Genomic DNA, 22959 nt, shown 5'->3' with positions numbered 1-22959 from the left:
TGTCATTTATCTATTCCACCGAAAAGGCATAATTCCCACTCAATACCTCAAAGATGGCCCTGTTATTTTCAATTTTTACGAAGGTAATACCCGGAATTTTGATTTTAGGGGCTTTATTGCCTGATAATATCAATTTATCAGATTCTTTAATAATAGCATTCGTTTTACCCGATAATGGCAATTGAATCTGGGCTGATGTATTGGCCGGAACAGTTACCTTTAATACGAATTTTGCGCCTTGTAAATTCCAACCCGAAGTAATAGGGCCATAGCTTGACTCATATTGACACTCTACCCATTTCAAATCTCCCACGGGCATTGGCGCAATGATAAAATGCTTAAATGCAGCACTTGTGGGGTCGAGCTTGATACCGGCCAGATAAGAATAAAACCATTCTCCGATTGAACCATAAGCAAAGTGATTGCGAGAGTTCATGCCTTCAGGTTTTTCAGTGTCTGAATTCCACAATTCCCACATGGTAGTGGCGCCTTTTTCTACCATATAACCCCAACTTGGATAAGTTTTTTGTGTGGCTACCTTATACGCTAGTTCATGTTCTCCGGCATCGCTCAAGCTTGGCAAAAGCATTTCTGTTGAAAGGAATCCGGTGGTTAAATGGTCATTTTTAGCCTTTACATTTGCCGCTACGTTTTGAGCCACTGCCAGGCGGTCGGCAGGTTTTGTAATGCCTAGGCTTAGCGGAATCAGGTTTGCTCCCTGAGTTTTGCCTTCATAGTTTTTGCTTTGGGCATCAAAATAAATCTCGTTATACTTATCCGCTACTTTTTGTGCCACATCGGCATATTTCTGAGCATCGGTAGTTTTGCCAATGGCTTTGGCCATTTCAGCTAATAATTTATTTGAATAAAACTGATAGCTACCACCGATAGGCTTAGTAGGAGAAGCCTCTACTGGTACCCAGTCGCCATAGCCATAAAAATCGCCTGCCTGAAAATAGTAGATGCCGTCTTTCTTGGTGTTCGGGTGATTATTCATGTATTCAACCCAGTTTTTCATCGCCTCATAATTCTCTTCAATGATGCGTTTATCGCCATAAAACTGATACATACGGTAAGGTACAATCACTATCGCATCTCCCCATGCAGGTTTTGATGGCCCACCTACCACAATTTTAGGATTTACATCATATACATAGCCTGATGAATGCTGTGAATCAGCAATGTCTCTCACCCATTTGGCGAAAAAGCCATTCATCTGCATGATATAGCTGGCCGTTGGCGCAAATATCTGTGCATCTCCCATCCAGCCTAAACGCTCATCTCTTTGTGGGCAATCAGTAGGCACACTGTGCATATTCCCTCGTTGCCCCCAGGTAATATTCTTATAGATACTGTTGAGCAAATCGTTTGAAGTAGTGAAACTACCTGTAAACGGCACTTTATTATGAATAACCTTTGCTATTAATGTATTTTCATCCGGTTTTTTAGGCAAACCTTCAACTTCTAAATAGCGAAAGCCATGGTAGGTAAATTTAGGCTCCCATTCTTCTACACCATAACCTTTCAGAATATACTTATCAGTAGGTCTGATGCTACGCAAATTGGCCTGGTCGGCTAAGCCTTTATCTGTCAGTAATTCAGCAAATTTCATTTCTACCTCTTTTCCTGCCTTGCCCTCAACTTTTAGATGGGTAAAGCCTACTAAGTTCTGACCAAAATCAAATACATAATGCCCTTTGCGAGGCTCTGTGATTTTCACTGCTTTTATCTCCTGCATCACCTGAATCTGTGGTGCAACAGAGGCAATTAACTTTGTGTTTTTGGTGCTAAATGTCTCCGCTTCATCATTGCGGTTATCTTCCGGTTTTGGGCCGAATAAAGTGGTTTTATTTTCTGAATCGTCTAGTATTGTGGCATTCTCCCATTCCTTGCCGTATTCTAGTCGCCCGTCGTATATTTCTCCATTATATAATGAATTGGATACGATAGGCGATAAACGGGTTTTCCAGCTACCATCAGATATAACAGTCTGGCGGGAGCCATCATAAAACTCTAGGTCTAATTGAAACAACAAGCGGCAAGGCCCTTCGCTATAAGCAAATTTGCCGCCGCCCCAGCCTAAGCCACTACTCCACCAGCCATTGCCAAGTGTTGCCGTAATAAAGTTTGTGCCGATGGTCAGGTCTTCTCCATCAATTTCATAAGTCTGGTAATGAATCGTTTTCAGATAATTTGTCCAACCGGGTGTCAATACATCTTGTCCGACTTTTTTACCATTAAATATCAGATGATATGCCCCTAGGCCTGTCACATAGATTCTAGCTCTGGTGGCTCTTTTGGCTAACTGAAATTCTTTTTGTAATTCAACTGCTTTAGGGGGCTTGCCTTCTGTACCTTTCTTCCCAATCCAATGTGCCGACCAATCGCTTGTTTGTAAGAGTCCCATTTCCCACCAGGCAGTTTCGCTATAAATAGTGGGTTTATTTTTCTCATTCCATATTTTTACTTTCCAGAAATATCTTTTGCGCGATTCCAAGGCTTTTCCGGCATAGGTAATCCATAAAGACTGGTCAGATTTTACCATGCCCGAATTCCATACATTGCCATTATCTTTTTTCAGGTTTTCTTCGGTATCTGCTACTAATATCTGGTAGGCGGTTTGTTTGGTACCACGAGTTGTAGCGTTAATCTGCCACGATAAGCGAGGTTTTTGCGTATCTAAACCAATAGGATTATCGAAGTATTCGCAATGAAGTCTTTCGATAGTCTGAGCATAGGTAAAGTTAACCAATAGAATAGAGCAAAGGAAAAACGCGAGTTTTTTCATGGACATTGTATAAATGGATTGTGTAATGGTTTGTTTAAAAACGGTAGCGATGCTTAAATTCGTCCAGGCATCTGAATACCTGAAAAGTCAGGTCGTAATCATTGGCAGTCAAGACAAAATTATCCGGCAAATTACAGAATTTCATAAAATCTTTTAATTCCTGTCCTTTTAGTTTCGTTACATAAGATACGTATTCAGAACTATATCTGTATTCTACCAGAAGCTTGCGTAGATCCTCCTGTTTCATCGCTTCCAGTTTACGTCTGCTCTTGCCTTCTTTACTGAAAAGGTCATATAAGCCATCTATTGAAATACCTATGCCTCCACCAGGCGAGGAGGTATTAGTCGTAATCAGGTTAGAAATATCTTTCCATTTCAATTTAGTAGAGGCTTCCGGCGCGGCCAATAAATCATCAATCTGTTTTCTGATGATTTCTATACGTCGGTCTTTGATGGTTACTTCCGGCAATACAATGGCATCTTGTGGCATCTCAATAACAGGCTCCATATTTACCCCATCCCACGCGATACCTGCATTTTTATACCCGACAGACGAAATCTTGATAGAATCCCCTTTTGATGCTTTTACCAGAAAATTACCATTATCACTGGTTCTGGTGATTTGTTTGGTATTTTTATTGACCACAGTAGCCGACGGAATTCCTTGTTTAGTGGTTTTGTCAATGGCTCTACCTAATACATAGCCGTTTTGCGCAAAAACAGTGGTGTTTGCTAAGAGTAAAAAGAAGAAAAGGTAATAATACTTACCCACACGGCTTTTGCCGGGCATGCTATTTAATTTGTCCATTCAAAATTACGTATTTAACTTCGTTGCCCTGCGTCAATACAAAGTTTGCTTTCTCGTCTAAGTTCAATTCTCTATCCTGAATGTCTTCTTTTGACAAAGCGTATTTCTTTATTAAGTCAGGAAAATCGGCCAGAGGTTTCACCTGTAGTCCGGTAGCATCAATTTCTTTGATACCCCAGAAGGTAGAAAGGTCGCCCATATCCTCAATAACGCTCTTTATGGTAAAACTCGTGGCATTGTTGCTATTTTTTTCTATCAGGTCAATGGCAATATCTTTGATTACTATTTTACCGTGATAATTAAACTCCGCATTACGAATCAATAAGTCGTATAGATAACGGTCATTATTAGGTAGCTCTTCATAAGTTGCCAGTTGATAATGTGTATACGATTGCTCAGCAATGGCCTGTAAACCTGTCAGAATTGCTACAAAATTCAGCTTTCTTATAAACTGTTTTTCCGTATCCTCTTTGTATCCACCTGACTCTATCAAAATTAAGCTGCTACCCCATTTAGCTACATTATCTCCAAAAGCACGGGGTTCGTGTTCATCATTCCAACGCCCCAAATGCCCCGGAATAAATTTTTTCAATGCTTCACTCATACCACAGATTACCTGCATGGCCCGGATGCGGGTAGGATTCCAGCTTCTATTCATATCAAACGACGTTGCCAGGAAAGAAACAGTTGCCTGTTTATTACTTTTACCTGCGCTGTAACGAGTATTTTTATCATGCAAATTGAACGAGAATTCAGGTTTTAGCTCATCCTGCAATTTCTTCAATAAAGCTCCCTCTGGCGTTTGGAAACGTAGCGCATCGCGGTTCATATCTATTTCGGTAGCCGTGCGTCTTTGGTAACGTTCAGCCCCGTCAGGATTGAGCATGGGTACAAAGTAGAGCGTAGTATTAGTTAAAATACTTTGTCTTAATGCATCAAAACCATCATTTTTTGCTTGAAAAAAGCGGAATATATCTAATAATGCCATGGTAGCCGTTGGCTCATCGCCATGCATCTGCGACCATAATAATACTTTGGTTTTGCCCGTACCTAATTTTATCTGGTATAAATCTCTTTCTTCAAACGATTTTCCGACTACCTGTTTTTCAAAGGGTAATTTTTGAATCAAGGGCACAAGGTCTTTATGCTTGAAGCGGCGATGGGTAATGGCCATTTCCTTATAGGTTTCGTACTGATCGAATAAAGCTTTTGAAAAATCCTGCATTTGTGCAAAGCCTGGCATACTAAATAAGATAAAATAAGCTGTTAAGACAAAGGTAAGTCGTTTGTGAAGAAGAACCATACAATTAGACTTTTATTGAGTACGAAGACAAAAATAGCTTTATTTTAATAATATTCCTGCCTTATAATAAATACGGCCATGAAAATTAATTCTGCACTTTGAAGAGTCGCGGTATATACCTATTTTTGTAACTAAACACTAAATATACCCTATATAACAGACTTCTACCTTTTTTGAAATTTGCCGCTCAAATAGCGTTAGGCTTTTTAATGCTATTCTTATGCTTACATACTAAAGCACAAGATGTGTCTATTAAAGTTCTTCAACAGGGAATCACCTATGCTGATTCTTCTTACTACGATATTATCCCTGTAGAAGATAAATTCTGGATTGGAGGTAAATATGGTACGCTGAAATCTATAGATGCAGAAGGAAACCTTTCTAATATATCTTACCCAAGTCAGCAACTGGATATTTATAAACTCGATAAGTTTGACGAGCAAACGATTATTGCCTGTGGTGATAAAGGGATTATCTACAAACATAACCTCTTGACAAAAAACTGGGAGACTATCAAAGTAAAAGGCTATGAAAATGCCTGTTTCTACAATATGGTAGTGGTGAGTGAATCGGAAATTTATATTTGTGGAGGGCGCTCAGCCATTGCACATTCAAAAAAGACAGTTCCGAATGGTTTTATTCTGAAATCGGTTGATGGTGGAATTACCTGGAGGAAAATCTATTCGAATCCTTTCAAGATGGTTTGGTGTGTCAAATACAATCCTTTTAATAAAAAGGTATATGCTTTGATGTATACCCCGAATAAAACCCATTTATACGAATTGAAAGGGGAGAAGTGGCAGCGTAAAAACAAGATTGGTAATAGTATCTTCCATGAAATCCAGTTTCTGGATGCCGACAACTATGTAGTAACAGGTGGTTGGATGGGTAAGACAGGAAGAATTTATAGCAATTACGAGAAAAAGATATTGCCAACATCCGGGCTTATCTGGGGACGAGTAGAAGGTAATAAATACGATATTTATTCAGCTGGAAACGGACAAATAGTGCTTGATGATAAGTCAGGTAATTATCAGGTGCATGGTGTAAAATTGAATAAGGCTTTTAATATCTACGAAACCGTTTTTACCTCTGATAATACTGCCATTGCCATTGGTAGCGCCCGCACGGTATTAATGATTAAAATAACCGACAAAACGAAGTTGGTGATGAATAATATGTAATCACATCAATTGCCTATATTTCTGAAATGCCAATGCTACTAAAGCCGTAGTATACGCATCGGAAGTAAAGAAAAGGGTTTTCCTCACCACTGTTCCTCCTGAAAAAAATACACCTCCTTGCCAGTAAGTTTCCTGATTCTCAGAATTTCTTTGTGAACGTAAATAAGCCATTGATTTATCAATTAAAGTTGAGGGCACATTCATACCTGCTTCTTTCAGATATAATAAACTCAATGCGGCATAAACCGTAGATTGTATCCGATCGTGGTTATTTACTTTTTTATCGCTTTTATAACTTCCGTCTGCTTGTTGAGTTTTAGTCAGGTTATCTAAGAGATATTGACCTGTTTTTGCTAAAGCCGTATCTCCGGCAGCAAAAGCTCTACTGACAGCATAATGAAAATGAAAGCGATTCGGATAATAAATACCCATACGTGCCCATCTGCCTCGTTTGGCGTGTTTTTCAATTAATTGGTGCGCAGCCTCACTGCCTTTACTTTTTTGTGTCAATCCGCTTTTGGCAAGGTAAGTAAGTACATTGGCATTCACTACTACGTCCACATCATTCGTTCCCCAGGGAATATAAGGTTGATAGGCATGCGGAAAACAAACGCTGTAAGGAAGATAAAAAACCAGATTATGCCAGACTGCTTTAGTGATATTCCAGTTATCAAATTCTTCTTCATCGCCCAACCATGTCAGATAAGCGCCTGATTTTTTGAAGCCGTGATAGAGATAATTGTACCAATGCCTGTTCTTGCGGTCTTTATCAAGATAGCTGTCGAATAAATTAGGTTTAACGGTTTTCAGAGAATCTACACCGAATATTTTTTTATGATACCAGATTGCCAAATTTCCCATAGAGGTATCGTCGGCATCGTTTTCTACGTTGGCTGCTTTATTAATAAATCTCTTTTCCAGTTTAAAAGTAGTTGGTCGTCTGACCAATGGCGCAGGATTTGGCTCAGCTCCTAATAGTAAATCACGGTTAGGGGGAAGCTGTTTCCAGAAATTGAATCTTATTCCGGTAGAATAACTCAAAACTTCAGGAAATACTTTTTGTAACATCGGCAGAATCATTTTCTGAGAAGTATCTGCCAGATACATTTCAGCCAGAATATTATGAATGCCTGCCATTGTAAAACAGTTGGAATCCCGATAATTGCTTTTATGGCCTAGCAGCAAGATAAAACCTTCCATGCGCATATGCGCTTCCCATTCACCTGCGTATTGTTTTCCCTCAATGGTTTGTGTGCATTGTTTGGCACTCAGGTATTGTAGACTCGCTTTAATATCTGCCTGAATTGAATCGGCCGGAATACGCTGGGAAAACGAATGGAAATGAATGAAGAACAGGAGAAAGAGTACTTTATAATACATATTAATGTGGGCAGCTAGGAAACGAAAGACAAAAATAGGCATTTTAAAATTGTATAACGATTTTTCAAATCGTTAAAATTCGGCAGAATTTTATTATTCAGATCGCATCATCTCTGGCGATGATTTAAAAAATCGTGATACATAGTTCCAACTACTTCACCTAAAAAAGTATCCTTCATTAAAATATACATTTAACTATTATTTACACATATAATTATGAAAAACACCAGACAAAAAATCCTGTTACTTGCCTGCCTGTTATTAATAATAGTCATGGCTGCTTGTAAATCGAAAGGTACTGAGCCAATTCCCAATGGAGTGGCTTTCCAGGTAAATGAAGCAGAGTATAACAGATTATTGAGCGCACGTACCAGCAGTGCTCCGCGCCATTTTGAAATAAAAGACATCAAACGTGAAAATGACATTTTAAAGATATGGGTGAGTGGGGGTTGCGACAAAAGCAATTATAAAGTAGTGTGGGATGGAATTATGCGGAAATCATATCCGCTAACAGTTTTTCTTGTCGTTACTTTAGAAAAAGGTACAGGAGTAGAATGTGCAGCAGAAATGGATCACTTACTTGAGATAAATCTAAAAGAGAAATTCGGAGCGGTTTATGATACGCAGGAGCTCCACATCTTACTATCCAATGGCTCTAAAGTATTTGATAAAGTTGTTGACCCTAAGGGAATAGTGAGCAATAAATAGCAATCGTGTTTTTTGTTAATAGACATAAGTGCCTCCGAGTTTTCGGGGGCTTTTTGTTTTTTAGGGTATGTGAATTTAATAAAAGGATAAACCTTTGAACGCAATTTTCAAGTTTACTAGTAAGAAACTGTTTGAGTTAATCTTGTTATGCTCAAAATGATTATTTTCCGTAAATCCTGCGCTATTAAAATCCTCATTTAGCTCTGCTAAACTCCGTTTTTATTGTCTTGTCTTTACAAAAAATAATTCATTTTGATTCATAAAATTTAACTCAAACAGTTTCTAAATTTACAGCAAAATATATTCTGAAATTATACAAGATAGAAAGTAATGTCAATAGCTGAAATATACGAGAAGTTTAAGACCTGTACAGGTGTTTCGACAGATACACGTAAGATTGATGAGGGAGTGATGTTTTTTGCACTCAAAGGCGATAAATTCAACGCTAATGAGTTTGCCAAAGAAGCACTCGAAAAAGGGGCAAAATATGTGGTGATTGACGAAGCAAAATATGCTACTGATCCGGCTTGTATATTAGTAAATGATGTATTGTATACTTTGCAGAAGTTGGCCAATTATCATCGTCAGCAATTCAGTATTCCATTTATTGGCTTGACTGGCTCTAATGGGAAGACTACTTCTAAAGAATTAGTAGCGGCAGTTTTATCAAAAAAGTATAAGACGTATTATACCAAGGGAAATCTGAATAACCATATAGGAGTACCACTTACACTCTTAGGATTGGATGATAGTTACGAGGTAGCAGTCGTAGAAATGGGAGCTAATCACCAGGGCGAAATCAGAGATTTATGTACAATTTGCGAGCCTACACATGGCTTTATTACCAATGTGGGTAAAGCGCATTTAGAGGGCTTTGGTGGGGTAGAAGGTGTAAAAAAAGGCAAGGGCGAATTATATGATTTTTTAGAGAAATCAGGCGGAACTGTTTTTCTGAATGCGAAGAATGAAACGCTGGTTTCTATGGCAAATACCAGAAAATTCAATCAAACTATTGAATACCTGAAAGACAATAAAATTGTATTAGTCAAAGATTCTCCTGTGGTTATTTTCTCTACGCAGGAGCCACATCTTGACCCACATACTTATACTACCAATCTACCCGGTTGGTATAATTTTGAGAATATCGCGGCCGCCATCGCTATCGGTAATTTCTTTGGCGTGAGTCTTAAAGATGCCTCAGAAGCAGTCAGTGCATATAACCCTGATAATAACCGTTCGCAGATAATTCAGAAGGGAACTAATAGTATTTTATTGGATGCATATAATGCTAACCCATCATCAATGTCGGCAGCGATACAGAACTTTATTAACCTGAAAACAGACAAGGAAAAAATAGTGATTCTGGGTGATATGCTGGAGCTGGGAGATGAAGCTCCGGCCGAGCATAAAGCCATCGGTGAATTAGTAGCTAAAGGCGATTTTGCTCTGGTAGTTTTAGCCGGAAAACTGATGGCATCAGCCCTTGAACCGCTTCCGAAAGCCTATTATTTTCCTGATAAATTTTCGTTACATAACTGGTTATTAGACAAGCAGATACAAAACTCTTTTGTCCTGATTAAAGGCTCTCGCGGTATGGGGCTTGAGAGTACCCTGCAATGTTTCCAGTAGGCGTTTATACATAAAAATGTCCTTTTATCATTTTTCACCAATCAAAGGAAATTTATTTGTTAAATTTTCGTTATAAATTGGATTGATTTTTGAGTCAGGAAAATTTAATTGAAAGTATAACTTAACCGAAGGAGATTTAATCTATGAGAAAGCCGCATATTTTGTCATTAGCTCTTCTGGGTGGTATCGTTGCGTCTGTGTTTATTTCAGCCAAGTCATTAAACGATGATCCACCAACCAAAAACGAAACTATCCTACGCACGGTAGGTGCCATGCTTGAACAAGGGCACTATAGTCCGAAAAAAATTGACGACCAATTCTCTAAAGAAATATTTACTGAGTATCTGAAACGTGTAGACCCGAGCAAAAGGGTGTTATTAGAAAAAGATATTAGCAAACTTCGTAAATACGATACCCAGATTGACGATGAGGTTCATGGCGCGTCTTTAGATTTCTTCAAAGCACTGGATGAGATTTATAAAGTTCGTATTGTAGAAGCAGAAGATATTTACAAACAACTCATCGAAAAACCGTTTACGTTTGATAAAGACGAAAACATTGAGTTGGACTGGGATAAAGTAGATTTTGCCTCGAACGAAAACGAAAGAAAAGACCGTTGGAGAAAATACCTGAAATGGCAGGTATTACAAGGATACAACGACTTGCTCGACCAACAGGAGAAGAATAAAGATAAAAAAGATTTTGTTGCCAAAAACAATGAAACCTTAGAGAAAGAATCTCGTGCGAAAGTGAAAAAGGCCATGGATAAGTATTTTGATCGTCTTAAAAACAAATTTGACGAAAACGAAAGGTTTGCCGTATTGGTGAATACCATTACCAACCAGATGGATCCGCATACTGATTTCTTCCCACCAGTAGAAAAACGTGCTTTTGATGAGAAACTAAGTGGTCGTTTCTTTGGAATCGGTGCTTTGTTGATGCAGGAAGATGATAAAATTAAAATCAGAAGTGTAAGTGCCGGAGGCCCAGCCTGGAAATCGGGAGAGATTCAAGCCAATGATATTATTCTGAAAGTAGCGCAGGGTGCTGGTGAGCCGGAGGATATTACAGGTTTTACAACAGATGATGCCGTGAAAGTGATTCGTGGAGCAGAGGGTTCAGAAGTGAGATTGACTATTCAGAAACCTGATGGTACACATAAAGTAGTGCCGATTATCCGTGCAGAGTTGAAACTTGACGAAACCTTTGCCAGAAGCGTTGTTATCAAATCAGGTAAAAATAAAATCGGTTTGATTGATCTACCGGCTTTCTATGCAGACTTTAATCGCCCACAAGCAGCGCGTTGCTCGAAAGATGTAGCGAAAGAAGTAGAAAAACTGAAAGCAGAAGGCGTAGACGGCATCATTCTGGATATTCGTGATAATGGTGGCGGAAGCTTGCAGGAAGTAGTAAATATGGTAGGTTTATTTATCAAAACTGGTCCGGTAGTTCAAATCCGTGACCGTGCTGGTCGCCCATCGCAAATGGGAGATAATGACCCATCTGTTTTATATGATGGCCCGTTGGCAGTATTAGTAAACGAGCGTAGTGCTTCGGCTTCTGAAATTTTCGCTTCGGCTATTCAGGATTATAAACGTGGTATCGTCATTGGTTCGTCGTCTACTTTTGGTAAAGGCACTGTACAAAGAGCGTTCCCGGTAGGTGGTCAGGGCAATGGCAGTGGCGCAGGCGATTTAGGGGCAGTGCATTTAACTTTGCAAAAATATTACCGTGTGAATGGTGGTGCTACGCAATTGAAAGGCGTAGAATCAGACATTGTATTGACAGGTTTATATGAAGCCTACAAAATGCGCGAGAAAGATTCTCCAACCGCATTGGTTTGGGACGAGATGCCGAAAGCAAGCTATCAGACATGGCAAGCGGCTCCGGATGTAACCTTGTTACAACAAAAAAGCAAAGACCGTCTGGCCGCTAATAATGTATTTAAAGCCATTGAAGACAATACCAATATTCTGGCTGATAATCGTAAAACTTCACGTTCGTTAGAATTGGCCAAATACAAAGTACAGTTAAAAGAAATCAAAGACGTTTCGAGCAAAGTGCGTGACTTAACGAAACTGAAAGATGATTTATCGGTTGAGAATCTTCCGGTAGATTTAACTGTCATTAATTCGGATACATTGAAAAAAGACCGCAACGATTTCTGGGTAAAATACCTTAAAAAAGATGTCTACCTGAACGAGTCAATCAATGTAATGGACGACATGATTCAGCAAAAAGGAATGGCTGTTAAAAATTAAGCTGTTCCAGCATAATAAACAGAGTACTCCATAACAATAAAAATAGCACAAGAGGCCGCCCAAAAAGCGGCCTCTTTTTTTATTCATACTATCTCTGATTTTACTACTATTTTGCCCTTTTTTGGCCATTTTCATAACAATTAGATTACATAGAGGTCATTTCGTGTTAATAGTAGCTTGCTTGTTTTGCGGTTTATTTTAAATCATCTAACAATGAAAAAACAAGTATTCAAAACAATTCTCAAAACGTTGGCATGCTTCGTAATTTTTGCATGCTATACGTTACCTGCGGCCGCGCAAGGTCGTCAGGTCAAAGGTAAAGTTACGGAGGCAGAAACAGGACAACCGTTGCCGGGAGCTTCGGTACAAGCAAAAGGAACATCGGCAGCAACACTGACTGATGCAAAAGGGGAGTTTACAATAAACGTTCCTGCAAATGCAACTACACTTGTCATTTCATTTATAGGTTTCAAAGTAGCAGAAGTACCTGTGAGTTCAGATGTAAACGTGGCATTAGAAGCGGATGCACGTTCATTGCAGGAAGTTGTAGTAGTAGGTTACCAAACGATGCGTAAGAGCGACATTACTGGCGCCATTGCCAGTGTAAAAGCAAGTGAGCTAAACCTTACTACTCCAACAGTTGGTCAGGCTTTAGTAGGTAAAGTAGCCGGGGTTCAGATTTCGCAGGTAAGTGGTGCTCCTTACGGTACTACAAAAATCCGTGTGCGTGGTACCAGCTCAATCAATGCGAGCTCAGATCCATTATATGTAATTGATGGATATCCAGCTAACGGAGATTTATTCCTGAATATGGAAGATATCGAGTCGGTTGAAATATTGAAAGATGCTGCTTCGGCCGCTATCTACGGTTCAAGAGCTTCGGGTGGTGTGGTTTTGATTACAACCAAAAGAGGAAAAGAAGGAAAAACAATGGTAACTTACGATTATCAGTTTGGTATCAACCAATTGGCTCGTAAAGTAAAGGTATTAAATGCCGCACAATTCTTTGACTTATTCGTAGATGCACACAATAAGACGTACAAAGATTTGATGATTTCGCAAGGTAAAGTTTGGTCTGACGAATACGTAAAAGACAACAACACTGTTCGTACCACACGTACAAACAACGTAAACGCGAATACTATCAGAATTCCTGATTATATGTATGATTTTGCTTCGGGTACAATCAAAAAACCTGAATACGATACTGATTGGCAGGATGAGTTATACCGTAATGCAGGAAACCACAGACACAATCTATCGATTGCTGGTGGACGTACAGGCGTTCGTTATGCCGTTTCAGGAGGTTATCAGAATCAGGATGGTATTATGCGTAATACTGATATGGTAAAATACAACTTGCGTTCGAACATTGATCTGGATATTTCTAAAAGAATAACTATTGGTGCTAATATGGCATATACAGATACCAAAAGCAATGAGGTAACTGAAGGTCGTTTCCACCAAAGCCCAACGATGGCAGCTTTGATTTACCTGCCATTCCTGAAACCATATAACGCTGATGGTACCTTGGCACAATACGAAATGTCATCTCAGTCGAGCGACTATGCTTTCCAGAGTGACATCGAGAACCCAATGGCATATACGCAAATGGTAAAAAATGCCCGTAAAACAACGAGATCTACGTATAACGTGTACGGACAGTATAAAATCATGGATGCATTGACAGCTAAATTGTCTTTTGGAACCTATAATTATACCAATAACTGGGAATACTATCGTCCGACAAGTATCACTTCAGGTGTGAACCCTCCTTTCTCTCCACAGGCAATTACCGCAGCTAATGCGCAAAATACCCGTACAGATGAAAGAGATTATCTGACTGAATTTACTTTGAACTACAATAAAAGACTGAAAGATTTTAACCTTAGTGGTGTGTTAGGTGCTTCGTCTCAATCGCATATTACTGATGTAATCAACGTAACAGCGAATGGATTTACGGATGATAAAGTACCTTATATCACTGGTGGTGGTTCTGATCCTGCAAACTTTACAAGAGGTGGCAGTACTGGTATTACCCAATATGCAATGGCTTCTGGTTTCGGACGTTTCAATGCAAATTATTTGAATCGTTACCATATTACAGCTTCTTTCCGTGGAGATGGTTCCTCATTATTTGGTCCTAAAAACCGTTGGGCTTATTTCCCATCTATCTCTGGTGGATGGACAATTTCTGACGAAGCGTTCTATAAAAATATGCTAGGCGAAAAATCTTCATTGAAATTCCGTGCCAGCTGGGGTATAAGTGGAAATAATGGTATTGGTGCTTACAACTTCCAACAGGTAGTAGGTAAATCAGGTACTGTGATTGGAAATACTGTACAGACAGCGATGTATCCGGGCGCCTTCCGTGATGATAAATTAGGTTGGGAATCAACTTCACAAACAAACATTGGTTTAGATTTAGGCTTGTTCAACAACCGTTTACAAGTAATTGCTAACTATTACGATAGTTATACTTATAACCTTTTGTTCTCAAAATCAATTACGGCGGTATCGGGTTCTACAACTATGTTGACCAACTTGCCTGATTCAAAAATCAACAACCGTGGTTTCGATTTACAATTGGATGGAATTATCTTATCATCTAAAGATTTTGAATTACGTGCCAGTGGAAATATCTCAATAAACCGTAACAAAGTACTTGACCTGGGTGGTGCTTCTACTATCCTTACCCGTGGTGCTGAACGTGGTTATGATACCCATATCACAATGGAAGGCCAACCAGTTGGTATGTTCTATGGATTTAAAGTAATAGGTATGGTGAAAAATCAGGAAGAGGCAAATGCTATCAACAACAGCCCTGATGTAAACGATAATATTCCTGCCCGCTCTGCTTCACAAAGTACTAAAATTCAACCGGGTGACTTGTTGTTTGAAGATACAAACAAAGATGGTATTGTGAATGATCTTGATAAAACTATCATTGGGAATCCTTATCCAGATTTCATTTATGCATTCAACGTTTCAGGACGTTATAAGAAATTTGACCTTTCTATCTCTGCTAACGGTACACAAGGCAATATGGTATTGGATGGCCAAAACTATTATAACCTGAACATGGAAGGTTCGGGTAACCAATATGCGATTGTAGATCAACGTTTCCGTACGCCTGAAAACCCTGGTAATGGCGAAATATATCGTGCGGCACGTGGTGGTACTCAAAGTAATAGTACACGTTTGTCGACATTCTATCTGAATGATGGTTCATTCTTAAGAATCACCAATATCACACTAGGTTACAACTGGAACATGGCTGAGTTGACAAAAAATACGATTTCAAATGTACGTATCTACGTTTCATCTGATAACGTGTTCACATTCCAGAAATACAGAGGCTATAACCCTGAGGTAGATTATAACAACGGATCAAACTTGACTCCGGGTGTTGATTATGGTAAATATCCGTTGATGAGATCATTCAACGCCGGATTAAAAGTACAATTCTAAAACAAGCTTAGATCATGAAAAAAATTAGTTTACTATTCATATTTATTGCATTGATATCTTCATCGTGCGAAGATTATCTGCAGATAGAGAACCCGAATGCGATTACCAGCGATAAATATTTCTCTTCAGAAATAGATGTTCAGAAAGCAGTAGCAGGTGTATATAATGCCATCCGTAGCAATAGTGCTATTGGAGAAGGTAGCGATTTGTATAGCGAAGAACGCTCGGATAACGCAGGTCGTACAGATAACCAATCGAATGCAGGTACACCATTCCAGTTTACTAACTTTACCTTAGTACCTACGAACCCTGAAATGACAGGCCACTGGAATGCTTTGTATACAATCGTGTCACGTGCTAACTATGTATTGTCAAATATTGACAATCCGGCAATTAAATTTACTACCGAAAAGAACCGTGCTATCTATAAATCAGAAGCGCTTTTCCTTCGTGCTTTAGCCTATTTCCACTTGGTGCGCAAATGGGGAGATGTACCGATGGTAACTAAATTTGCCACTTCGTATGACGAAATCATTGCTAGTACATTCAGAGTAGAAAAAGGATTGGTTTATAAACAAATCACAGAAGATTTATTAGCGGCATTAAATTCAGACTTGCCGAATATTCAGGATGCAGGAAATAAAGGCCGTACTTGTAAAGCAGCTATCAATGGTTTATTAGGACAGGTTTATTTGACAATGGGGTCTAATCTGACTGCTGAAAAACCAGCAAACTTTGCAAAAGCGAAACAATATCTGGAAGCTGCTTATGGCATGAGAACTTTTGGACAATTATCGGAGATTCCGTATGCTGATGTATTTGATGTAGCAAAAAAGAATACGAATCCTGAAATTATTTTCCAGATTGTTTATAGACAAGGCGATCAGAACTATGCCTCTGGTCTGGCTTATCGTAATCAATCGATTGGTGAAACAATCAACTCTAAGAGACCATCAACCGGCCGTGGATTCTTTATTAATCCTGATGTAGTAAATGAATATGAAACTGGTGATATCAGAAAAGATTTCTCGGTGAAATATGCAGATCATGCTAGTGCAAAAGCCTGGTTTATTACCAAATATCGTGACTTAAGCGATGCAGCTGCTGCCAATGGTTGGGGGGGCAATGATTTTATTCTGATGCGCTATGCAGACATCATATTAATGTTGGCTGAAGTAAACGAAAGATTAGGAAACACGAACGAAGCAATTGGTTATCTGAACCAGGCTCGTAAACGTGCAGGCTTGCCGGAATACGCCGTGTCAGACGCTGATGCAGCTTATCATGCAAAATACCCTACCTTGAAATTGGCTATCCTTCACGAGCGCAGATCTGAGCTGGCTTTTGAAAACCATAGATTGTTTGATTTGCTTCGTGCCTTTGGTGATAATCCTCAAGGTTTTGTAGACTATATGAAGGCTAAAAATGCAGCTGATTATGGTATTTCGGATTTGAAAAACGTATCAACAAAGGATGTTCTTTTCCCGATTCCTTTTGATGAGCAGAAATTGGATCCTGTAAAAATGTATCAAAATCCAGGTTATTGATTTTAATAAGAGGGTAATGCTGATTCAGCATTACCCTCTTTAATTTTAATATCGACCCATTATGAAAACAAAATTATTCTACACGCTCTCTTTCTCTATCCTGTTCATCATGAATGTGGCAGGGCAGGGATACAATAAGAATTACCGCCCGCTTTCTTCAGGTGATTTAACAGTAGATAAAAACTTCTATCTGATTACAGTTATCGAGAAAACGCCTGAAGTTAAAACCATATTGATAGGTAACGAAACCTTTAAAAACTTTTTGCAAAAGAAAGTTGAGATAATAAAAGCTCACGTGGCAGATACCTGTTACCATCCGGTATCGTTGTTAAGTGATTTCTTCTGGAAACCAGATACCGCTGCATTAGCTAAAGAACTGAGCGCAGTTTATGCTGCCAATAAAAAGGCTTTTGATAAAATCATTGACGGACATTTACGTCCTTCAGGTTATTATCAACGTTTTGTTGGTTTATCAAATGAAGTATTATTAGCCAAAGCATGGAATCAATGTTTTTATGGGATGGACTATATCATCAATCAGTTTGGTTTAGGTAAGAAAATGAGATACCCGCACATTGATTCAGCGAGCTATATCGTAACTTCTCGCTCTTATCGTATCATGTTGAAAGACATGATGGCATCTCTTGATGAAAGCAGTAATAGCCTGGATGTTTTCTATAAACCATCTTTGGCCGTAGCCATGCAATTGATGCAGGCGAATGACCGTGATGAGCCAGCACGTCTGGAACCTTTAGAGAAAGGTGTCAATAAAGCAGCTTATGACCAGATTCAGAAAACTGACTTTAAGAAGTATAAATATGCTGCTATCGTACTTCCGGGAGCTGGCCCTGAGCTAAAAATACCTATCGGCCATGAAGGAAAACTGCATGCTGATGCGGCTGCCCGCAGCTATTTGAGAGGCGAGGCACCATTCATTATCCCTACAGGTGGTTATTGCTATCCTTTCAAAACGACTTATTGCGAGGCGGTAGAAATGAAGAAATACCTGATGGAGAAATATAATATTCCGGCTTCAGCCATTATTGCTGAGCCACAGGCAAGACATACTACGACCAATATCAGAAACTCGGTTCGTCTGATGATTCATTATGGTATTCCAGTGGATATGCCATCGTTATTTGTTACTTCACTATCCCAAACTAAATACTCTGCTGCAGACAGTTTTGATGCGCGAAATATGCGCGAACTAGGTTATACGCCTTATACCCGTAAAAAACAATTATCAAATCATGTGATTGAGTTTTACCCGGTAATTGAGTGTTTGCACATGGATCCATACGATCCGCTTGATCCTTAGAATTCTGTTTACCCTAAACTTCAGCAAAAACGTCGTCTGTCTTTATGGATGGCGTTTTTTGTTAGATATTTAAGCATCTCAATTGACTATTAAGTCATAATAGGTATCTTTCGTTAGATTAATTTTAAGATTGAAATAACAATTTCCTCCATCTAGCACTTCTACGATATACTTTTCCCAGTATTTGGGATTACTACAAAAGCAATTAATCCATACTTCTTTTTCTCCTTTAGCATTAATAATAGCTACATACTGTCGTTTATAGCGCTTTAAATCAATAATAAATTTTTCTTTTTTATAATGCTCCTTAGGAAATGCTTCATTCCACTGATTATATCGTTTTAGTTGTGGGACATTATATTCACGTATATAAGCCTCTAATAATCTTTCAATTTTGTCCATCTCAATAGTTGTTAATTCAGTGGACTTCCCATTTTCAAATACCCAAACTTCAGTCGGATTATAAGGAATAATTGCTACAATTGATTTATCAGTCAATGTATCTCGTGATATTTTCTCTTTGGCCAGGGTTTGAGTGCAGCTAATGGTATATAACCCAAGGCTGATAAATAATAAGTATTTCATACGTATTTGTGGTTTATTTATTAAACTTTTCTGACAGCCTATTATTGGAAAAACGAATAGAAAAATAAAACCTTGAACAAGTTCAGAAATAAAAAGGTGGTTTTGCCCTATATTTGCATAAAAAACTACTCTCTATATTTGAATATGACCTACGATGTAATTGTTATTGGTGGAGGAATTGTCGGGCTGGCTACTGCTTTGAAAATCAAACAGGGGAATCCGGCATTGAAATTATTGATTATCGAAAAAGAAAATAAGGTTGCCCAACACCAGACAGGACATAATAGCGGGGTTATACATTCGGGTCTATATTATAAGCCGGGTAGTTTAAAAGCTATCAATTGTATCAGAGGCTACGAAATGCTATTGGATTTCTGCAACAAAGAAGAAATTAAATACGACTTGTGTGGAAAAGTGGTTGTAGCCACCCGCCCTGAACAAATCTCTATTCTTGATGGACTTTTTGAAAGAGGTGCACAAAATGGTCTGGATGGTTTCAAGATGCTGAATAAAGAACAATTGAAAGAATATGAGCCACATGTAAACGGACTAAAAGGATTTTTTGTGCCCCAAACCGGAATCATCGACTACACCGAAGTTTGTGAAAAGTACCTAAAGAAAACCCAGGAATTGGGCGGCGAAATAGTTTTTGGCGAAAAAGTAGAAGGTATCACTGATAAAGGCAATACATCAATAGTCAATACCAATAAAGGTGCTTACGAAACCAAACTGGTAGTAAACTGTGCGGGTCTTTACTCTGATAAAGTAGGCCAGATGACTGATGCGAGAGCTAATAAACTAAGAATTACCCCTTTTAGAGGGGAGTATTTTGAGATAAAACCTGAAAAACAATATCTGGTTAAAAACCTTATTTATCCGGTGCCTGACCCTAATTTCCCGTTTTTGGGTGTGCATTTTACACGTATGATTCATGGAGGAGTTGAGGCTGGGCCTAATGCTGTTTTAGCTTTCCGTCGTGAGGGATATAAGAAACTGGATATTCATTTCGGCGAACTGTTTGAGACCCTTACCTGGAGAGGTTTTCAGAAAGTAGCAGCTAAATACTGGCGCACAGGTTTAGGCGAAATGTATCGTTCTTTCTCAAAAAGTGCCTTTACCAAAGCTTTACAAGAATTAATCCCTGAAATTCAGGAAGACGACCTGATTCCGGGCGGAGCAGGTGTAAGAGCCCAGGCTTGTGATTATGATGGGGGCTTGCTCGACGATTTTGCCATCTTCGAAAACGAGCGCGCTGTGAACGTTTGTAACGCGCCATCTCCTGCGGCGACTTCTTCATTATCTATCGGGAAGACGGTTAGTGAGTTGGTTTTGAAGCGGTTTTGATAAATGTATCACGATTTTTCAAATCGTCAGAATTTACCTATACTCATACTTACCTATAAAATTTTGCCACAAAGTACACGATATGCACGATGTTACATAATTCTATTTAGGTAACGATTTTTCATATATTGTAGTCTTGTGATAACCTTGTGTACATTGTGGCAAAACCGTAAAGTAATACCTTCAAATTCTCAATTAGAGTAGAGTGGTCTCTGCATCTATTTTTGTTGGCAATATCTACTTTTTAGTTTTTCAATCAGAAAAATCATTTCCTTTCCAACCATTTTTAAATAATAAGTATCTATATCATTGAAAAGGGTACTGAGCCTCAGTCAAAACGATTGTTTATGTCAGGGGAAAAACATTCTCGTTTGTTTATTCCCTTGACCGACTGAGTAAAGGCTATCCTATGATACAGCGGTTATACCTAATTTGTCAGGAATTCACATAAAAATTTAGAGATTCGGTAAAATGAAAAAAGTAATGATCTTATTGATGGCCAGCAGTTTATTTCTGGCCTCATGCGAAAGTGAACAAATAGATGCACCCAGTGCGTCGTTTGATGCTTTAAGGGCTTCAAGTCTGTTAGGGCAATGGAAATTCAAGAGCTATACTGATGGGGTAACGCCTAAATATGATGTGTCGTTGGAGATTAAGAATGAAGAGCAGAATAAAGTAACCATCAATGGCAGAAGCTCGGTAAACTTTTATTTTGCTGATGCAGACTTAGATGAAGGGAAAAAAACAATCAAATTTCCGGTATTAGGCACAACCAAAATAGCAGGTACTCCCGAAGCCAATGCTTTTGAAATGACTTATTATGAGAGTCTGAGAAATGTAGACAGATATGATTTTAAGGATAAAAACACGTTGGTGCTTTATTTGGCTAAGCCTGCCGGCGAAGTGATGTATTTTGAGAAAAAGTAAGTAAATTCAATAACCTAATTTATTAAATAAACCAAATATGAAAACGCTTAAAATTGCCATACTCGCTGCTGTTTGCTCTCTAGCTGCTGCCAGTTGTGATAATAAAGGTAATACAGTAGACCCCAACACCATAAAAGCCAATAATGAGCTAAAGGCTATTCCGGCTGCTTTTTCAGACCAGACGAGCGAATTCGCTTTTGATTTCTGGAAAAAACATAATGCCATTGAGGAAGCTGATAAAAGCTACTTTGTTTCTCCACTGAGTTTGCACATTGCTTTAGGTATGTTGCTGAATGGGGCTGACAATCAGACAAAAGAGGAGATTCAGAAAGCTTTGAGAGTATCGTCTGATATGGCTACTACCAACGGTATCTACAAAGATCTGATTGATAACCTGCCATTGAGCGATCCGAAAGTAAAAAATACGATTGCCAACTCGGTTTGGTATCGAAATACTTTCAAGGTAGAGCCATCTTATCTGGATAACCTGAAAACCAATTTCAATGCAGGTGTATTCGGCGAAAACTTTGATGATAAAGCGACAGTAAATAAGATCAATAATTGGGCGAGCGATAATACAAATGGTAAAATAAAGAAAGTATTAGACCAGATTAACAATGATCAGGTATTATTCCTGATGAATGCCCTGTATTTCAAAGGCGATTGGAAAACACAATTTAAAGAAGCGAATACGCAGGATGAAAACTTCACAGGTACAAAAGGTGTGAAAAGCGTGAAGATGATGAACATGACCGAAAATGTGAAGTATGCCAAACGTGATAATTATCAGGCCGTTGAATTGCCGTATGGTGATGGCAACTATGTAATGACAGTCATTCTTCCGGATAAATCGACAGATGCCGCTTTAGCTAGCCTTTCAACAGGTGAGTGGCAGGCATTGAATGGGGCATTACGTGAGCAAAAAGTGATTGTAGGCTTACCAAAATTCACTTTAGAATATGAAACAGATTTGAAAAAAGTGTTGATGGATATGGGTATTAAAGCAGCTTTCACTACGGGTGCTGATTTATCAAAAATTGCGAGCCCTGCCGGCAAACTCATGGTAGGGATGGTAAAACAAAATACCTATGTAGGCATTGATGAAAAAGGAACAGAAGCAGCGGCCGTAACAACAATAGGTGTGGTAACTACCTCTGTTCCGGTATATCCGACAGTGGTTTGTAATCGTCCGTTTTTGTTTGTTATCAGCGAAAAACAATCGAATACAATTCTGTTTACAGGAAAAATCTCGAACCTCTAATAAAATAATAAACTAAACGTATGAAAAAACTCTGGATGCTCGGCTTGTGCACGATGCTCTTCTGGGCTTGCACAAAAAAAGACATAGACGTATCACCTGTAAGTGATATTGACAACTTGCCAACTATCGAGACCTTTAATAATAAAGAAGGGTATCTGATGAAAGTAAACGACCAACTGACAGTGATTGTAGTGGAAGGAGTGATGGATCCATTGTCGTGTGCGGCGCTACCTTCTCACAGATTTACAGCCGCTAATCTGCCAGCTGAATTAAAAGGCAAACACGAGACCAGAATCATATTCAGCGGAGAAGTAAAACAAGTGGTTCAAACAAATAATACTGTTTTATATCCAGGAATACCACTGAAACTGACCAAGATTAAATTGAAATAAATTCGTTAAAGTGCCATGTCGTATACAGATGCTTATCTCTACGCATGGCATTT

Annotated in this window: 16 protein-coding genes; 11 read left to right on the top strand and 5 right to left on the bottom strand. The window is 38.8% G+C overall.

The window, feature by feature from the left end:
• Nucleotides 1-10: 10 nt before the first annotated feature.
• Genes ACYVFA_RS02980 through ACYVFA_RS02970 form a run of 3 tightly spaced genes read right to left on the bottom strand, consistent with a single transcriptional unit; the run spans nt 11 to nt 4899 of the window.
• Nucleotides 11-2788 (bottom strand): family 78 glycoside hydrolase catalytic domain, encoded by a 2778-nt coding sequence (locus tag ACYVFA_RS02980; protein WP_460470306.1) that lies wholly within the window; start codon nt 2786-2788, stop codon nt 11-13.
• Between the two features lie 34 nt (nt 2789-2822).
• Entirely contained in the window at nt 2823-3596 is a 774-nt protein-coding gene (locus ACYVFA_RS02975; RefSeq protein ID WP_460470305.1) for a peptidase associated/transthyretin-like domain-containing protein, read from the bottom strand.
• Complete coding sequence (locus ACYVFA_RS02970) at nt 3580-4899, bottom strand: M14 family zinc carboxypeptidase (protein WP_460470304.1); 1320 nt, start codon at nt 4897-4899, stop codon at nt 3580-3582. Before ACYVFA_RS02970 ends, ACYVFA_RS02975 begins: the two co-directional genes overlap by 17 nt.
• A 245-nt stretch (nt 4900-5144) precedes the next feature.
• On the opposite strand from ACYVFA_RS02970, the gene ACYVFA_RS02965 reads away from it, so the two are divergent.
• On the top strand, nt 5145-6083 hold the full coding sequence (locus ACYVFA_RS02965) for a WD40/YVTN/BNR-like repeat-containing protein (protein ID WP_460470303.1): 939 nt from the start codon (nt 5145-5147) through the stop codon (nt 6081-6083).
• Here ACYVFA_RS02965 and ACYVFA_RS02960 read toward each other — a convergent pair whose 3' ends face one another.
• Nucleotides 6084-7505, bottom strand: a complete 1422-nt coding sequence (locus tag ACYVFA_RS02960) for a prenyltransferase/squalene oxidase repeat-containing protein (RefSeq protein ID WP_460470302.1) — start codon at nt 7503-7505, stop codon at nt 6084-6086.
• A gap of 174 nt (nt 7506-7679) precedes the next feature.
• Here ACYVFA_RS02960 and ACYVFA_RS02955 point away from each other — a divergent pair, with 174 nt between their 5' ends.
• From ACYVFA_RS02955 to ACYVFA_RS02930, 6 genes are all read left to right on the top strand, one after another.
• Nucleotides 7680-8171 (top strand): hypothetical protein, encoded by a 492-nt coding sequence (locus ACYVFA_RS02955; protein ID WP_460470301.1) that lies wholly within the window; start codon nt 7680-7682, stop codon nt 8169-8171.
• A gap of 330 nt (nt 8172-8501) precedes the next feature.
• Nucleotides 8502-9800 (top strand): UDP-N-acetylmuramoyl-tripeptide--D-alanyl-D-alanine ligase, encoded by a 1299-nt coding sequence (locus ACYVFA_RS02950; RefSeq protein WP_460470300.1) that lies wholly within the window; start codon nt 8502-8504, stop codon nt 9798-9800.
• Between the two features lie 143 nt (nt 9801-9943).
• On the top strand, nt 9944-12061 hold the full coding sequence (locus tag ACYVFA_RS02945; protein WP_460470299.1) for a carboxy terminal-processing peptidase: 2118 nt from the start codon (nt 9944-9946) through the stop codon (nt 12059-12061).
• 213 nt (nt 12062-12274) lie between these two features.
• On the top strand, nt 12275-15532 hold the full coding sequence (locus ACYVFA_RS02940) for a SusC/RagA family TonB-linked outer membrane protein (RefSeq protein ID WP_460470298.1): 3258 nt from the start codon (nt 12275-12277) through the stop codon (nt 15530-15532).
• Nucleotides 15533-15546: 14 nt separating this feature from the next.
• A complete protein-coding gene (locus tag ACYVFA_RS02935) occupies nt 15547-17079 on the top strand; it encodes a RagB/SusD family nutrient uptake outer membrane protein (protein ID WP_460470297.1) in 1533 nt (510 codons plus the stop codon).
• A gap of 61 nt (nt 17080-17140) precedes the next feature.
• The gene (locus tag ACYVFA_RS02930) at nt 17141-18397 is read left to right on the top strand and encodes a YdcF family protein (protein WP_460470296.1); all 1257 of its coding nucleotides are present in this window, start codon (nt 17141-17143) and stop codon (nt 18395-18397) included.
• Between the two features lie 78 nt (nt 18398-18475).
• Here the strand turns inward: ACYVFA_RS02930 and ACYVFA_RS02925 are convergent, their stop codons facing one another.
• Complete coding sequence (locus tag ACYVFA_RS02925) at nt 18476-18982, bottom strand: hypothetical protein (protein WP_460470295.1); 507 nt, start codon at nt 18980-18982, stop codon at nt 18476-18478.
• A 144-nt stretch (nt 18983-19126) separates the two neighbouring features.
• On the opposite strand from ACYVFA_RS02925, the gene lhgO reads away from it, so the two are divergent.
• The 4 genes from lhgO (at nt 19127) to ACYVFA_RS02905 (ending at nt 22906) form a co-directional block, all read left to right on the top strand.
• Nucleotides 19127-20326, top strand: a complete 1200-nt coding sequence (lhgO, locus tag ACYVFA_RS02920) for an L-2-hydroxyglutarate oxidase (protein WP_460470501.1) — start codon at nt 19127-19129, stop codon at nt 20324-20326.
• A 471-nt stretch (nt 20327-20797) separates the two neighbouring features.
• A complete protein-coding gene (locus ACYVFA_RS02915; protein WP_460470294.1) occupies nt 20798-21253 on the top strand; it encodes an META domain-containing protein in 456 nt (151 codons plus the stop codon).
• A gap of 37 nt (nt 21254-21290) precedes the next feature.
• The gene (locus tag ACYVFA_RS02910) at nt 21291-22514 is read left to right on the top strand and encodes a serpin family protein (protein WP_460470293.1); all 1224 of its coding nucleotides are present in this window, start codon (nt 21291-21293) and stop codon (nt 22512-22514) included.
• A 20-nt stretch (nt 22515-22534) separates the two neighbouring features.
• Complete coding sequence (locus tag ACYVFA_RS02905; protein ID WP_460470292.1) at nt 22535-22906, top strand: hypothetical protein; 372 nt, start codon at nt 22535-22537, stop codon at nt 22904-22906.
• Nucleotides 22907-22959: the final 53 nt, after the last annotated feature.

This window comes from Emticicia fontis, assembly GCF_054779675.1.
Note: the sequence above shows the minus strand (reverse complement) of the source record. Positions and strands in the feature narration are given on the sequence as shown.

Excerpts from the sequence above, each read along its gene's own strand:
- ACYVFA_RS02980 (WP_460470306.1), bottom strand. The coding sequence starts at position 2,788 with ATGAAAAAACTCGCGTTTTTCCTTTGCTCTATTCTATTGGTTAACTTT.
- ACYVFA_RS02975 (WP_460470305.1), bottom strand. The coding sequence starts at position 3,596 with ATGGACAAATTAAATAGCATGCCCGGCAAAAGCCGTGTGGGTAAGTAT.
- ACYVFA_RS02970 (WP_460470304.1), bottom strand. The coding sequence starts at position 4,899 with ATGGTTCTTCTTCACAAACGACTTACCTTTGTCTTAACAGCTTATTTT.
- ACYVFA_RS02960 (WP_460470302.1), bottom strand. The coding sequence starts at position 7,505 with ATGCCTATTTTTGTCTTTCGTTTCCTAGCTGCCCACATTAATATGTAT.
- ACYVFA_RS02955 (WP_460470301.1), top strand. The coding sequence starts at position 7,680 with ATGAAAAACACCAGACAAAAAATCCTGTTACTTGCCTGCCTGTTATTA.
- ACYVFA_RS02950 (WP_460470300.1), top strand. The coding sequence starts at position 8,502 with ATGTCAATAGCTGAAATATACGAGAAGTTTAAGACCTGTACAGGTGTT.
- ACYVFA_RS02945 (WP_460470299.1), top strand. The coding sequence starts at position 9,944 with ATGAGAAAGCCGCATATTTTGTCATTAGCTCTTCTGGGTGGTATCGTT.
- ACYVFA_RS02940 (WP_460470298.1), top strand. The coding sequence starts at position 12,275 with ATGAAAAAACAAGTATTCAAAACAATTCTCAAAACGTTGGCATGCTTC.
- ACYVFA_RS02935 (WP_460470297.1), top strand. The coding sequence starts at position 15,547 with ATGAAAAAAATTAGTTTACTATTCATATTTATTGCATTGATATCTTCA.
- ACYVFA_RS02930 (WP_460470296.1), top strand. The coding sequence starts at position 17,141 with ATGAAAACAAAATTATTCTACACGCTCTCTTTCTCTATCCTGTTCATC.
- ACYVFA_RS02925 (WP_460470295.1), bottom strand. The coding sequence starts at position 18,982 with ATGAAATACTTATTATTTATCAGCCTTGGGTTATATACCATTAGCTGC.
- lhgO (WP_460470501.1), top strand. The coding sequence starts at position 19,127 with ATGACCTACGATGTAATTGTTATTGGTGGAGGAATTGTCGGGCTGGCT.
- ACYVFA_RS02915 (WP_460470294.1), top strand. The coding sequence starts at position 20,798 with ATGAAAAAAGTAATGATCTTATTGATGGCCAGCAGTTTATTTCTGGCC.
- ACYVFA_RS02910 (WP_460470293.1), top strand. The coding sequence starts at position 21,291 with ATGAAAACGCTTAAAATTGCCATACTCGCTGCTGTTTGCTCTCTAGCT.
- ACYVFA_RS02905 (WP_460470292.1), top strand. The coding sequence starts at position 22,535 with ATGAAAAAACTCTGGATGCTCGGCTTGTGCACGATGCTCTTCTGGGCT.